The organism is Lysinibacillus boronitolerans JCM 21713 = 10a = NBRC 103108 (assembly GCF_000772935.1).
Lineage (GTDB): Bacteria > Bacillota > Bacilli > Bacillales_A > Planococcaceae > Lysinibacillus > Lysinibacillus boronitolerans.
Window position 1 is genome coordinate 113,947 of record NZ_JPVR01000079.1, and the last position, 14,671, is coordinate 128,617.

Consider the following 14,671-nt stretch of genomic DNA (forward strand, 5'->3'; position numbering starts at 1 on the left):
TTTCTTGAACGAGGAACACCACAGAAAATTTATTTATCTCGCACCTTGATAATATACCCTTTAGGGTATATTATTTATTTGTAGTATTAAAACTACATAATTCACCTATTTTTAGAAACAAAACCTTTATTTAAAAGCTTTTAAATACCCCGATATGTATTTAACGAGAAAAGGAGTGTTTATAATTGAGTAAAAAATTTTTAGTAGTCGGTGGCGTTGCAGGTGGTGCATCCACAGCGGCACGTCTTCGTCGTCTCGATGAAAAGGCAGAAATTATTATGTTTGAAAAAGGGCCGAATGTTTCATTCTCTAATTGTTCTCTCCCCTTCCATTTAAGCGGGATTGTTGAAGATAGCGACAAATTAATCTTAATGACACCTCAAGGCTTTCAAACAAAATACAATATAGAGGCTCGTGTTCTGCAAGAAGTTGTACGTATTAACAGAGAGCAAAAAACCATCACCATTAAGGATTTAAAAACGAATAGAGATTATGAGGAAAGTTACGATACGTTAATTCTATCCCCAGGAGCAAGTCCTATCGTACCTGACTTAGAGGGCATCCATTCTAAGCACGTCTTTACCATTAGAAACGTGGCTGATATTGACCGTTTGAATCGACATCTACAAACAGATAATGTACAGGATATTGCAGTGGTCGGCGGAGGCTTTATTGGCGTAGAGGTAGCGGAAAATTTGAATCTAGCAGGCTATAATGTATCTCTAGTTGAATTCGGCCAACAAATTATGGCCCCTTTTGATTATGATATGGCTCAAATTTTACACAAGGAAATGTTCGATAAAGGGGTTCAAGTCATTGTCAATGACGGTCTGGCAAAAGTTACACTAGATAATGTGACGTTAAATTCTGGCAAACAATTGAAAGCACAGGCAGTAGTATTAGCGATTGGCGTTCGCCCCGAAATCCGCTTAGCTAAAGAGGCCGGGCTAACAATCGGTGAACTCGGAGGTATTCAAGTTGATGCAAATTACGTGACGTCCGATCCTTCCATATACGCCGTGGGAGATGCAATTGAAGTATTCCATCAGCTTACCCATAAACAGACAAGCCTTGCTTTAGCCGGACCCGCTCAACGACAAGCACGTGCTGTAGCTAATCATATGTATAACATCCCTCATCACAACAAGGGAGTCATTGGATCTTCAAGTGTACAAATTTTCGACCTCGCATGTGCGACAACAGGCTTAAACGAAAAAACAGCCCTGGCAAATGGTTTTCAAGCGAAAAGTGTTTATTTGATAGCTCCCGACAAAGTAGGACTAATGCCAAATAGTAATCCACTTCACTTTAAGCTCGTTTATGAAACACCCACGGGTAAAATACTAGGGGCTCAAGCAATAGGTAAAGGTAATGCAGATAAGAGGATTGATGTTATAGCTACCCTCATCACAATGGGCGGTACTTTAGAAGATTTAAAGGAGCTAGAGTTATCTTATTCTCCAATGTTTAGCACTGCCCGTGATATTGTCAATTTGGCAGCTCTTGTAGCTCAAAATCTATTACACGGACACTTTAAGCAGGTAAAAGTTGATGAAGTGAGGAAACTCATTGAAAATCAAGCCTATTTCTTAGACGTTCGTGAAAAAAATGAATTTGAATCTGGTCATCTCATCAATGCACACAATATTCCTCTTAGTGAACTTCGGGAAAGAATGAATGAAATCCCAAAGGATCAAGCAGTATATGTACATTGCCGATCCGGTCAACGTAGCTATAATGCTGTTATGGCCCTTCAAAATAGCGGTTTTTCTAACATCTTTAATGTAAGCGGGTCATTCCTTGGGATTAGCTTATATGAATATTTTACAGACATTACAACAAACAGAGATAAAATCGTAACTGCGTATAATTTTAAATAACTTAAAAGGGATGCCAATTATGAGCATCCCTTTTCTTCGTTAGTTTGTAGACAAAACTTTCTCCCAGTCAATCGTTCCATTTTTAACTTGTTCACGTTTTTCCTTAGTCATGATGTCATTTGGACGCCCGCCTTTTGGCCAGTCTTTTTCATGGTTTGCCCACTCTGGACGATCCTGCGATAAAATAAAGGCAGCTAAATCTGCAGCTTCTTGATCTGTTAATGTTCCTGCTGCACCTATTGGCATATTATTTTGAATATAGCCAGCCATTTTTGACATACGTGCCATGCCTGCGCCATCATTAAATGAATTATCTCCCCATAAAGCCGGGCCAGTATTAGCACCAGTTCCTGCGCCATCTGTTGCATGACAGGCTATACAGGACTGCGCATAAAGCTCCTCACCATCTGCAACATTTGGGATCGGCACATTCTTCATATCACTAGTGCCCGCCCATTCACGTTTTGCTCCAATCGGAACACCTTCAGAAATATAAGCAAAATACGCCACCATAGCCTCTAGTTCATCACTATTCATTTCGAATTTTTTACCATTCATACTACGAACCATACAGCCATTAATACGCTCCTCTATTGTAACCACACCACCCGAGCGTCCAATATACTGTGGATAATTTGCCATTACACCTACTAATGAGGAGGCTTGCTCATCATAGCCAGCACCAGCATGACAGCTTGTGCAAGATAATTGGTTGCCCACATATTCATCTGCCGCAACATGCGTGTTATTTACAAGTTCATAGCCATATAATATTGCTTCTTTCATTGGACCTTCTGGTACTTCCTCAATACTCGGCGGAGCATAGACCACTGACTGAGCAGCTGCTGTTGTTGGTAATTGTGTTTGCACTGTCGCTTCTTTCTCACTCACATTCGAATCAACTGTAATTTTGTCACTGACAAACGTCCCAACAAAAATGGCGCCTGCTAACAGTACTGTTCCTGCTACTCCTGCTACTATAGGTTTCATCTATAATACCCCCCTTTGTATTCTCACTTATATTTTAGCAACATAACAATTTATTGGATGTGATTTTTCTCACACTACCATAAAACAGAACCATTCAGATGATAAAAAAGGATAAATTATACATTTTATTTTGTTCTATAACACAGAAAACAAGACTTAATACCTCTTGCAGTATTCATCTACTTCGAAACAAAAAAGCGTCGAGTACAAATTCGTACTCGACACCTCTTACGTCTTAAGTTTACACTGTCCATCAGCACATGCCGATTCTCCATTACCATTTATCTTTACTGTTGGCTGAATACCAGCTATTTCCGCAGCTTGATGCAAAGTCCGCACAAACACTTCATTCGGCTCAGCCCCTTTAATACCATAACGGTTTTCAAATACAAAGAACGGTACACTTCGCACGCCAAGTTGCTGTGCTTCATAGCGATCCTTGTCTAGCTCTTCACTAAAATCAGTTGAAGCTAATATTCCCTCCGCAGCTTCTCTATCCAAATCTAATTGCGCAATAACTTTTAATAAGAATTCATCTTTATTTAAATCTTCACCATCTTTAAAATAACCAGCCATTAGTAATTCAGTATATGCTGTCGCTTTACCAAATTGCTGCGTCCATTTAGCTAAACGATGCGCCGTTTCTGTATGTGCCGTTTTCATCTTAGCAAAATTATAATGTAAACCAACTTCCGCTGCTCTCATAGCTATACCCTCAACCATTTCTTCCGCTTCTTCAAGCGTAACATCATATTTTTTAGCCAACGCCTCATAAAAAGATGGTGCATTCACTTTCGGGGTATCTGGGCTTATTTGAAATGCTTTATATTCTATTTCCACTAATCCTGTATAGCCTGCGATGTCAATCGCCCGTTCAAGTTCTTGCTTACCAATATAACAAAATGGACATGTAAAATCAGAGAAGACTTCAATTTTCATTACCATATCCCCTTTATAATATATCCATCCAAATTTTAATAGCTGTTGCTAATATAAGAACCGCTAAAATAATTTGTAGGAATTTTGTATTTAACTTGCCCCCTATTCTCGCACCTAGAGGAGCAGCTATTAGACTAGATACAATCAAGATGAGCGCTGGATAATATTCTACTTGCCCAGTCATTAATTTACCAATGGTACCTCCTATTGAGGAGATAAACGTAATAGCAAGGCTTGACGCAATAGTCATACGAGTAGGAATTCCTAAGACCACAAGCATGATTGGTACTAATAAAAATCCACCAGCTGCCCCCACAATCCCGGAACCGATACCAACAACGAAAGCTAATAGGACCGCCAATGGTTTATTAAATGTAACAGCCTGCATTGGTTTATCATCAATTTGCTTTTTCGGAATGAACATCATCACAGCTGCAATTAATGCAAGAATTCCATAGACAATGTTAATACCCGACTCTGATAAAAATTTCGAACCGAAGCTACCTACAAAGCTTCCCGTTAATATGGCGCTCCCCATATAGATAATGAGTGATTTATTTAAATACCCACCTTTGCGATAGACCCAAACACCTGAAAGAGCAGCAAAAAGCACCTGAATCGCACTTATCCCTGACACCTCATGTGCCGAAAAGGCCGCAAACCCTAGTAATGGCGGTATATACAGTAGCATTGGGAAATTAATGATGGCACCGCCAATACCTAACATCCCCGATACAAATGAACCGAGAAAACCAATAAGTAAAATGGTTAAGATCCATGCAATATCCATTTATTTTTCCTTCTTTCTAGCTGTATTCAATAAAAGGAAAGAAGGGTTGTTCTACTGTAATAGACAACCCTCAATCAGCCCTATGCTTTCTGAATGAAAAATGTAATGACGCCAGCCTCTTCAGATTGATCTAAAATGATATGACCTCCAGCTTTTGCCCAAGCAGGAATATCCGCTAAAGCTCCTTTATCTGTCACCTGAACTTCTAAAACTTCCCCAGGCTTTAGGGTATCTATTGCTTTTTTTGTCTTCACAATAGGCATTGGACAAGAAAGGCCTTTTGCATCTAGTTGTAAACTTGATTTCATCATAATCTCCTTCTACTCGGCAAAGGTTGTAAGCGATTTTGCCGGTTCATCTTGTTTTATATCTTCATGCGCCTTCAATTCCCGAAATTTACAGGCATACTCATTGCACTTTAGCATGTTTTATCGTACTGCACAGCGATTTGGTCCAATTTCCATTTCTGTTTGCTCATCTAACCCAGGTGTTATTTTCCCCATATTCACCTGACGAATTTCCTGATAAGCATTGGGCTGTGGAGGTAATTCATCTGTTACCACACGTCTAAATTCTTCTTCATCTTGAATATTTAATCCATGGTTTTGTACAAATAAATCCCCTAGTCGTTTCGCAACCGTTCCATCTTCATTCAGCTCATCAATAATCATAAAATGTGCCGGTAAGACAATAAGTTCATCAGACAATTCTCGATAACGCTTGTAAAGCGTATCCCGTAAATCTCCAACCCAATCATCAGCAAGGCCAGCTAAATCAGGACGTCCGATTGAATCGATAAATAAAATATCTCCCGTTAATAAATATTTGCCGTCAACAACAAATGAAGTAGAGCCTATCGTATGACCAGGAGAATAGATCGCCCCTACATCTATTTTTGATGCACCGATTTGAACAGTCGTGCCATCAACTAATGGTGTATAGTGGAACACAACTTCCTCAGCGTCCTTAGGTGGCAAATAATAGGTTGCGCCTGTCATCTCTGCGATATGGCGCCCACCTGAAATGTGATCAGCATGTAAGTGTGTATCAAAAACATGTTTAATTTGGACATTTTTATGTTCTGCAAAGGTTATAAACATATCTGTAAAACGTACAGCATCAATAATAGCTGCTTCACCTTCAGAAAGGACCATATAAGACAGACAACCCTTTCCTAAACGAACAAACTGGTAAAGCTCACCACCGCCTGTTAAATCTCCTATTTTGACTGGCTCTAAATATTCGCTCCAGGATTTCATACCTCCTGCTAAATAGGCAACCTCAATACCTGCCTCAGCTAACATTTCAGCGACCATTAAAGACGATCCTTCTTTTGCACAAACGACTAAAACTTCTTTATCAGTTGGGATATTTGGTAAAATATTATCAATACCATCTAACAGTTCAAAATAAGGTATATTTAAATACTCAAAGCGATGTCCGTCGATTTTCCAATCTTCGAATGCATCCGCATTACGAACATCTAAAATAAATAATTCCTCATTATGAATAACCTTTTTAGCTACTTGTGACGCACTCCATTTTTGAATTGACATCTCTTTTACCCCCATTGGTATTATATTTATGTTTTTTATAGCGGAGAGGGGTATCCTCTCCGCTTTTAGGACACTAGAATGTAAGTGACGGTGCTGCGTCTTTCGCGAATTCTAGGAACGTTACGGCTCCTCCCACTTCAATACCCTCAATGAAATCTTCAGTAGTTAAACTCATTACATCCATTGTCATCTGGCAAGCAATAAATTTCACACCTAATTCTTGTGCCATCTCTACTAGTTGAGGGATAGCTGGCACATTTGCTTTTGTAAAACCTTCAGCATAATGTTCTGCTCCAGCTGGCATTGGTAATGCATGCATACCTTGCTTATGAATTAAATTCAAACCTTCAAATGTAAAGAAGATCGCTACCTCTTTCTCAGAAGCTGCTGCTGCAGTTGCGATATTAAACACCTTATACGCATCAAATAAACCACCGTTACTTGCAATAATTGCTACTTTGTTCGACATAATAAAATTCCTCCAATTTAAATGTTTTTTGTTAAATCGCCTGACCAGGATGTCATACCTGGTAGTACGTTAAATACTTTCGTAAAACCATGTGAAGCCAGCTTTTGCGCAGCCATGTCACTGCGTTTTCCAGTACGACAAATAACATATATCTCCTGCTCTTTATCAAGCTCAGAAAGTCGCGTCTCCAGTTCGCCCATTGGTATCGATTTTGCTCCCGCAATATGCCCAAAAGCGAATTCTGTTTCCTCACGTACATCAAGAATTAATCCTTTACGACTTGTGATTTGCTCTAAATCAATTGTTTGATCAAACATCATTTCTTCTATTTGGTCGTTTGTACATTTACGAATATAATGTTTCAGTACACAATCATCTTCTAAAGTACCAATATACTGATGACCTACAGTTTCAGCCCATGCTGCAATATCAGCTTTTGACCCTTTATCTGTCGCAGCTACTTCTAAAATTTGACCATCTACTAAATCAGCCATCGCTTTTTTTGTTTTCACAATCGGCATTGGGCAAGAAAGACCCTTGGCATCTAGCTGAAAATCCGCCTTCATAATTTTCTCAACCTCCATATACCTACAAGGGTATTATTTTACTCAAAAAAATATAGCAATAATCTATAACTGTACTTTACCCTCCCAAGCTAACATACCACCAGTCATGTTAGTTACATTAAAACCATTACTTTCTAATATTTGAGTAGCTCGAGCACTTCGTCCACCTGATCGACAAACCATAATATACGACTCTCTCTTATTTAATTCATGTAATCGAAACTCTAATAAACCTAGCGGGATATGAATAACGCCTGGGATGTGACCAGCCTCCACTTCATCCACCTCTCGCACATCAATAAGATTCAGCTTCTCTCCTTGCTCCATCGTTTGCTGAACTTCTTTGGCTGTAATTTCTTTCATTTTTTCTCCTCCTAGTATGCACTCATTCCACCACGAACATTGGAAACACGCTCAAAGCCTTGCTTTTTCAGTTGCTTACAAGCCTGACTACTTCGCATGCCACTCTGACAAATAACTATGATCTCTTTATCCTTCGGTAGGTTTTCAAAGCTCGATCCAAGCGGAACATTTTTAAATTGCGAGATATGCCGACCTTTATACTCAGCAGGCGTGCGTACATCGATAAATATCTTATCCTTATCATTCAGCATATCTTTTAATTGGGCTGTAGAAATTGATCGAACGCCCTTCGCTGGCTTCATTCGCCAAAAGAAAAAGGCTGCGACAAGCACAATAATAATCCATATTTCCATAGGATCAGTCCTCCCTTTTATACGATTATGGGTATATCTTAGTTATCGACTTTTCACGACCAAATCCATTGCTTCCTGGATAGCAGCATTCATTTTTTCAGCATTACCTTTAGCAGTCGATACACAATCTAATAAATTTTCACTTACAATGACACCAATCGTCCGATCAACAGCAGAACGCACGGCAGATAGCTGTGTAATCACATCTTTACAGCTTTGACCTTCTTCCATCATGCGTAAAATACCGCGCATTTGACCTTCCATACGTTTCACACGATTTGCAGTGTTTGGACCATATGCCATTCTGTTACGCCCCCTTTCAAAACGGTTGAGTGAACTTCCTTACGAGATACATATTATACCCCTATAGGTATATTGTCAATATGAAAGCTTCAAACTTTTTTATAGGGCTAAAATTCAGGGGCACAATGTTCTCCTCATTTCTTTAACCCCATCCATCTGCTTCCTTATTATTTCAATAAAAAAACCCTGCTACGAGTTATTACTCATAGCAGGGAAATCATTTTTATTTAGCTAATTGCATGGCTGGTCCAAAGAATTCATAGTGAATCTTCTCATCTTTCACGCCAATTTCCTGTAAATTTTTAATAACCGCTTCCATAAAGCCTACAGGGCCACATACATAAACATCTGCATTATCAGCTACTTTTTCAGCTAATAATTCTTTTGTAATAAGCTTGTCTTCATCAGAGTATAAAGCTGTATAGGATGCATTTGGTAATACATTTACTTTCTCTTGAATGTCATCACTAAACGCTACAACTTTCTCATTACGAGCACATTGGATAAAGTTCACTTCATTCACTGCGTTATCATTTAAAGATTGCAGCATACTGTTTAAAGGTGTTACACCGATACCACCACTCACAAATGTAATTGGCGCATCCGTTTCTTCTAGCACAAATAATCCAGCTGGGGCACTTACATCCACTAAATCTCCAACCTGTAAGTGATCGTGAATATAATTCGACACTTTACCATTTGGCGTATGATCGCTTTCTCGTTTCACCGAAATACGATAGCCATCTTCTGCACTTGCTTGAGAAAGTGTGTATTGGCGGTTCATTAAATACTCTTCTCCTGGCACTTTCACTCGGATAGAGATGTATTGACCTGGTTCATAAGTTGGTAGCGGTGATCCATCTTCGTTTACAAAATAAATAGAAGTTACTAAGTCACTTTCCACAACTTTTTTCGCCACTTTTAATGGTTTAAATAGACGCCATCCACCATTGTTCTCAGTTTTTTGGTATAACTCTTCTTCTACTTGAATGAAAATATCTGCGATAACGCCATATGCCTCAGCCCATGCACCAATAATATCATCTGTTGCTGCATCACCAAGTACTTCTTTAATCGCTTTTAATAAGTTTTCACCCACGATTGGGTAATGTTCAGGTAAAATTCCTAAACTACGGTGTTTATGTGCAATAAGCATTACTGCTGGTAAAATTGCTTCTAAGTTTTCAATATGAACTGCTGCAGCGTAAACAGTATTAGCTAATGCTGTTTGCTGACGACCTTGTTCTTGGTTCGTGTGATTAAAAATATTTAGTAATTCTGGATGAGCTTGAAACATATTTTTGTAAAACGTCTTTGTGATTTCAACACCGTGAACTTCTAATACAGGTACTGTTGCTTTAATAATTTGAATTGTTTCTTGTTTTAACATATCGCTTACCATCCTTTCGTGATTACAATATAACGCTTTCATTCTCTTAAAGCAATATATAAAATACATCTTTAACAAAATAGACATATTTGATGTATTCTAAATACATCTTTAAAAATAGGTTGAAGATATTATACTTCAATGTAAAAATGCTATAATTATTATGAATTATAGAAAGTAGGGTGTTCGGATGCGCTTAACTTTATACACGGACTACTCTCTGCGCACACTTATTTATTTAGGCGCAAAGGAAGATGGTCAATTATCAACTATTCAAGAGATCTCAGATGCTTATAATATATCGAAAAACCATTTAATGAAGGTGACACACCAGCTTGGCTTATTAGGCTATATTGAAACTATTCGTGGACGGGGTGGTGGTATTCGCCTAGCCATCGATCCAAAAACCATTACTATTGGTGAAATTGTGCGTCATACAGAAGAAGATTTTCATCTTGTAGAATGTTTCGATAAAGAAAATAACCTATGTAAAATAGCTCCTGAATGTCAGCTAAAAGGTGTGCTGTATGAAGCTTTGCAAGCCTATTTGAACGTGTTAGATCAATACACCTTGGACGATTTCCTTCATTCCAAGGAAAAATTAATGGCTCTACTGCTTGGTAAATAAAAATACCCGCTCAACCTTTGTTGAACGGGTATTTTTTTATGAAGTTTGCTTATAATTGCTTTGTAAAGAAAATCATATCCAATGCACGAATACCATTTTCATAAATTGGTTCTGGGTAATGACGGAAGAAATCCTTTTCAATAGCCTCCATGCGAAAGCCTACTTTTTGATAAAAAGCGATATTATCAATACTAGAGTTCGCCGTTCCAACCAATACTACCTGATAGCCTTCCTTACGGCACTTTTCAGTAAGTTGTCGTAATATCTCTTTGCCTATTCCCTTCCCTTGATACTTGGTTTCAATAGCAAGATTCTTCAATTCAATTGTAGTGTCAGATTGAGGAATGACTAATGCCACTCCCACTAGCAGTTCTCCACAATTAATTTTATATAATGTACCCTTATCTAAATATTTCCGAACCGCTACCTCACTTTCATCCGCTAATAAAAGCTGGGGTAAAAAAGCTTCTCGGTTTCCTTCTACCTTTTCTAGGGATGTTCGATAACGGACATAGTCTTCTCGTTCAAAAACATTTAACACACATGGTTGCTTTTCCTTCACTTCTAACCACGAATGCTCCTCAGGATAATCTTTTTCCACCCCTAATCGAACAAAAGGTAGTTTTTCTTGGGCTTTTTGTGAACGGATATTAACCTTCCGTGCTCCTGCAAATACACGTAATAATCCTAGTTCAAAAAAAGCAATATCTAAGATAGCCTTTTTTGCTTCAAGATTATAGCCCTTTCCCCAAAATTGATAGCCAAGCCAAGAGCCGATATGACAGCTCTTTTTATGACGATCAATAAACATTAATGATGTCACACCAATGACTTGCCCCTCCTCATCTAAAATCACACGAGGAACGGTCTTACCTTCTTCTTCATCTATACGTTCACGCTTAATAAAATGAATCGTGTCTTCTACCTTGCCAGCAGGTAAGCCAAGGGCATCTCGAACCTGTGGCATAGAAGACAACGCATGCATAGCCTCGGCATATTTGATATCGTGTCTCACTAAAGTTACCGTCATCTTCTATTCTCCTTTATTTCTGTTAACAATACATTTTCTTTATTGTAAAGCTTACGAAAAACTTTTTCATCGATTGAAACATACATAAAATGTAATCATCTTTGTAGCCTTACAAACTACTTTAAATAAAGGCAACAAAAACTACAACAAAACGTGTTATAAAAAAGTTTACTTTATTGATGCTTTCATTATTCTCTCTATTAAAAAGTTAACTTTATTTTATGTATTACTCACTTTGCTACATTTTGCTATAAAACATTTATTGGAAATTAAATCAAAAGAGGAAGTGAATCGAATAAATATTTTGGAAGTTAGCTTCTGTAGCCTTAGCTACAACTATTGTCGGTGGTGAATTCAATAGCAATGCTAGTGCTTCTGAATTAGAAACAATTGCAGTAGGAAATACATACGAGGTTCCTGCATCAGCTTTAGAAGAATCAATCAACTCAACTGATGAGTTTAAAGTTACAGTTACTTTTGTGCCTGCGGATGGATCTATCAACACTCAAGATCAACATATTAACACATTTGTTGGCTCTAGCATCGCGTTGAAGGGTCGTCATTGGGCAATTTCGAAAGGAGAGAGTTGTCCGTCAATGTAGGGGACGCTGTAGTTCAAGCTTATAAATCTAGCGGTGCACTACTTTGTACTTTATAAATAGGAGGATAATTTGAAGTACTAAAAAGTAAAGAAAGTGAGCTTTACCTCACTTTCCTTACTTTTTTATTCTTTTGAGTTAATTGGTATTGTTATTTCTAGCTCTGAAATGTATTGAATGATCGGGTCACCGTTTTCATTCTCTTGATATGTTCCTTTTGGGTAGTCATTATAAAGATGGATATATGGTTTGATCGTAATAGCTTTTGGTAAGGTTTCAAATGGATGTAACCGTAAATCCATAATGAGATCGCTATTTCCTTTATTTGTCTCACGTCTACCATTGCCATGAATTAGTTTTAGTTCATGCCCTTGTTCATCATAAACTTCGATACTTATTCCTTCCCGGAAATCTACAGAAGTTGATTTATCAAGCAAGGCTATTCTTGTCGTAATACTAGTTGTAATAGGAGTTAGCATAATTTGTTCAATAGTAAACTGATTATTCTTGTACTTTCTACTTATATTAGGTTGTAGGTTTACATAGTTACCAATATCACTCACTGGAATATCCATTTTAAAAGGTTCAGAGATCCCAGTTATTGTAGCAGATAATGTCAAATTAAATTGCTTTGGAAAAGGACTTCCACCTTGGTTTTTCAAATCTGCAAATTCAAGAATTACGGAATTCTTATCCTTACTTGGTTGTTCAAAAACACTACTAAAATTGGTGTGATTCAATGGTTCACCATTTAGTAAAAATTCAATATTACTGATTTGCTCTGATAAATTTTCTTTGGCATTTTCACCTTCTTTATCATGGCGTTCGATCCCAATTGCAACACGTGTACCATCATACACTACTTCTGTTACATTTAATGTAAAGCCTTCATGCGTAGCGCTTATATTCAATTTTGTTGAGAGTCCCTTTTCATCTGCGGCGTGTAAACCAAGATCCCCTGTAAATTTAAAAACAGATGATAATAAAGGCACTTCTTTCATCGTCGCAGCCATCGTTGGTGAAATTAAACCTGTAACAATAATCAAACTAAAAATCATTGCTGCGGAGACGGTAATCATCATGACTCTTGGACGTAAGTTCTTACGAGTTTTAAATTTTTTAGACGGCTTTGTGTCACGGCTGCTTTCATATTTGTTCATTGTCCGATTTACTAAATCCACTTCCACAGGTGTTTCCCGAATAAACCTTTCTATCTGAGTTAACTCCTTAACCTCCAATCTTGAACGAGTGTCCATAAATATCCCCTCCTAACATATTTTCCTTCATCAATTTTTTACGTAATCGTTCATACTTTTTTCTTACTGTGGCTGCTTTCATATCCATAATGGCAGCAATTTCATCAAAGCTATACTCTTCAATAGAACGAAGTAATAAAATCCTTTTTTCATCTACATGTAAGTTTTCCAATAGCCTATGCACCATTTCATCATATTCAGGTATCGGAGCTTGCGTCTGCTTCACCTGTTCTTGCTTCATATTTAGCCAAAATTTATAGCCCCTATTTTTGGCTTTTATGACATCAATACAATGATGATGGGCAATTTTATAAAGCCATGCCGATAAGGAAACCGTATAAGAAAAGTTATGAATATTTTCTAATCCTTTAATAAAAATATCTTGTGAGGCATCCTCCGCCTCCTCTTTGGTTCCTAGCATATAGTAACAATAAATATAAATTTGCTTTTGAAAACAACGAATGATTTCTGCATAGGCACGTGTGTTACCTGATTGAACTTGCTCCACAATGGATTGAATATCTATATCAGCTCGCTCTTTTGATTGATTTAGTGCAGTCAAAGTTGTTCCCCCCTTTCCAATCTATATAACTGAAATTAATAGAAGTTTGTGACACTAGATAAAAAATCTTAAAAATATTATTGAATGTCAACAAGTTACTTGGAGAAATGTTTTACATCTTCCCTTCCTCGCCTATATAACTGAAATCAACAGCCATTTGTGACACACATTAAAAAATTTTTTCACAAAAATAAAACGCTTAAGGATATCCTAAGCGCTTGAGTTTCTATTTTATTTTGGAGCTTGTTATAAACCCTTTAATAATTGGGATCAATACAACTATCAATACAATGGGTAGGAACCACCAGCCTAATGAATTTACCTCACCAAGACCAATACGAACCATCTGAATCGATATAAATGCAAATAAAATGAGGCAGATATTTTTCACTTGATTTAGTATTTTTCTGCTATTCAAATAAAATGCTTTTACATTACTTTCATTCAAACGTGACGGATAATTATGCATATGAGGTGCTTTTTCTAGCAGCCCCATTACAATCCATAAAAATAAACCGATGAATGGAAGAATAAATAATTCAATTTTTGAACCCCAGCGATCAACCTCACCCATCCCATTAAAATGACCAGGTATTTCATCAGGCAACTTACCCCATGCCAATATAATATAAAAGATGGATAAAATAAATATACTACCACCAATATAGTCCCATATCTTTTCTGATTTCGTTTTAGGTAACTTTAAAATTGGCCTATACATTTTCTCCACCCCTGTTCTTTTCCTTTACTGCTTCTACGTAATGACTACTATTAAAGTTTCAAAATTTATGAAAATTGACTTAATATTCAACATGCACCATTAACTATCCCTATTATTAGTAGCATTATAGCTATAAAATCTACTTTTTTTATTACTTCATATATTAATAATACCCATTTTCAAACTACTAATTACAGTAGAAATACTCATAATACTTTGTAAAATCCATATAATCTGATATAAATGATATATATACATATTTCATTATTTTGTAAC

18 protein-coding genes are annotated in these 14,671 nt (G+C 37.2%); 2 read left to right on the forward strand and 16 right to left on the reverse strand.

Annotated elements, in window-relative coordinates; genetic code table 11:
- The first annotated feature begins 185 nt into the window (after nt 1–185).
- On the forward strand, nt 186–1,880 hold the full coding sequence (locus CD31_RS17440; RefSeq protein WP_036079483.1) for an FAD-dependent oxidoreductase: 1,695 nt from the start codon (nt 186–188) through the stop codon (nt 1,878–1,880).
- Between the two features lie 39 nt (nt 1,881–1,919).
- Here the strand turns inward: CD31_RS17440 and CD31_RS17445 are convergent, their stop codons facing one another.
- From CD31_RS17445 to hmpA, 11 genes are all read right to left on the reverse strand, one after another.
- Nucleotides 1,920–2,870 (reverse strand): c-type cytochrome, encoded by a 951-nt coding sequence (locus tag CD31_RS17445; RefSeq protein WP_036079484.1) that lies wholly within the window; start codon nt 2,868–2,870, stop codon nt 1,920–1,922.
- A 228-nt stretch (nt 2,871–3,098) separates the two neighbouring features.
- Nucleotides 3,099–3,809: a DsbA family oxidoreductase gene (locus tag CD31_RS17450; protein ID WP_036079487.1), complete on the reverse strand. Its 711-nt coding sequence runs from the start codon at nt 3,807–3,809 to the stop codon at nt 3,099–3,101.
- 13 nt (nt 3,810–3,822) lie between these two features.
- On the reverse strand, nt 3,823–4,599 hold the full coding sequence (locus tag CD31_RS17455; RefSeq protein WP_036079489.1) for a sulfite exporter TauE/SafE family protein: 777 nt from the start codon (nt 4,597–4,599) through the stop codon (nt 3,823–3,825).
- An 80-nt stretch (nt 4,600–4,679) separates the two neighbouring features.
- Nucleotides 4,680–4,910, reverse strand: coding sequence for a sulfurtransferase TusA family protein (locus tag CD31_RS17460; RefSeq protein WP_088364071.1), 231 nt, complete (start codon nt 4,908–4,910; stop codon nt 4,680–4,682).
- A gap of 117 nt (nt 4,911–5,027) precedes the next feature.
- Entirely contained in the window at nt 5,028–6,155 is a 1,128-nt protein-coding gene (locus tag CD31_RS17465; protein WP_036079493.1) for an MBL fold metallo-hydrolase, read from the reverse strand.
- A 73-nt stretch (nt 6,156–6,228) separates the two neighbouring features.
- Nucleotides 6,229–6,624, reverse strand: a complete 396-nt coding sequence (locus tag CD31_RS17470) for a DsrE/DsrF/DrsH-like family protein (RefSeq protein WP_016992899.1) — start codon at nt 6,622–6,624, stop codon at nt 6,229–6,231.
- 17 nt (nt 6,625–6,641) lie between these two features.
- Complete coding sequence (locus tag CD31_RS17475) at nt 6,642–7,190, reverse strand: sulfurtransferase TusA family protein (protein ID WP_036079496.1); 549 nt, start codon at nt 7,188–7,190, stop codon at nt 6,642–6,644.
- Between the two features lie 63 nt (nt 7,191–7,253).
- Nucleotides 7,254–7,553, reverse strand: a complete 300-nt coding sequence (locus CD31_RS17480) for a rhodanese-like domain-containing protein (protein WP_016992897.1) — start codon at nt 7,551–7,553, stop codon at nt 7,254–7,256.
- 11 nt (nt 7,554–7,564) lie between these two features.
- Nucleotides 7,565–7,906: a rhodanese-like domain-containing protein gene (locus CD31_RS17485; protein WP_036079498.1), complete on the reverse strand. Its 342-nt coding sequence runs from the start codon at nt 7,904–7,906 to the stop codon at nt 7,565–7,567.
- Between the two features lie 42 nt (nt 7,907–7,948).
- Nucleotides 7,949–8,209 carry a metal-sensitive transcriptional regulator gene (locus tag CD31_RS17490; RefSeq protein ID WP_036079500.1) on the reverse strand — a complete coding sequence of 87 codons (261 nt, stop codon included), beginning with the start codon at nt 8,207–8,209 and terminating at the stop codon, nt 7,949–7,951.
- Between the two features lie 223 nt (nt 8,210–8,432).
- Complete coding sequence (hmpA, locus tag CD31_RS17495) at nt 8,433–9,599, reverse strand: NO-inducible flavohemoprotein (protein WP_016992894.1); 1,167 nt, start codon at nt 9,597–9,599, stop codon at nt 8,433–8,435.
- A 190-nt stretch (nt 9,600–9,789) separates the two neighbouring features.
- Here hmpA and CD31_RS17500 point away from each other — a divergent pair, with 190 nt between their 5' ends.
- Nucleotides 9,790–10,227, forward strand: a complete 438-nt coding sequence (locus CD31_RS17500; RefSeq protein ID WP_004231845.1) for an Rrf2 family transcriptional regulator — start codon at nt 9,790–9,792, stop codon at nt 10,225–10,227.
- Between the two features lie 49 nt (nt 10,228–10,276).
- On the opposite strand, the gene CD31_RS17505 is transcribed toward CD31_RS17500, so the two are convergent.
- From CD31_RS17505 to CD31_RS17525, 5 genes are all read right to left on the reverse strand, one after another.
- Entirely contained in the window at nt 10,277–11,257 is a 981-nt protein-coding gene (locus CD31_RS17505; protein ID WP_036079503.1) for a GNAT family N-acetyltransferase, read from the reverse strand.
- Between the two features lie 274 nt (nt 11,258–11,531).
- A complete protein-coding gene (locus CD31_RS17510) occupies nt 11,532–11,762 on the reverse strand; it encodes a hypothetical protein (protein WP_036079505.1) in 231 nt (76 codons plus the stop codon).
- 219 nt (nt 11,763–11,981) lie between these two features.
- Nucleotides 11,982–13,112, reverse strand: coding sequence for a DUF4179 domain-containing protein (locus CD31_RS17515; RefSeq protein ID WP_036079507.1), 1,131 nt, complete (start codon nt 13,110–13,112; stop codon nt 11,982–11,984).
- Complete coding sequence (locus CD31_RS17520; protein ID WP_036079510.1) at nt 13,084–13,674, reverse strand: RNA polymerase sigma factor; 591 nt, start codon at nt 13,672–13,674, stop codon at nt 13,084–13,086. Before CD31_RS17520 ends, CD31_RS17515 begins: the two co-directional genes overlap by 29 nt.
- A 226-nt stretch (nt 13,675–13,900) precedes the next feature.
- Nucleotides 13,901–14,395: a DUF1648 domain-containing protein gene (locus tag CD31_RS17525; protein ID WP_036079512.1), complete on the reverse strand. Its 495-nt coding sequence runs from the start codon at nt 14,393–14,395 to the stop codon at nt 13,901–13,903.
- Between the last annotated feature and the right edge of the window lie 276 nt (nt 14,396–14,671).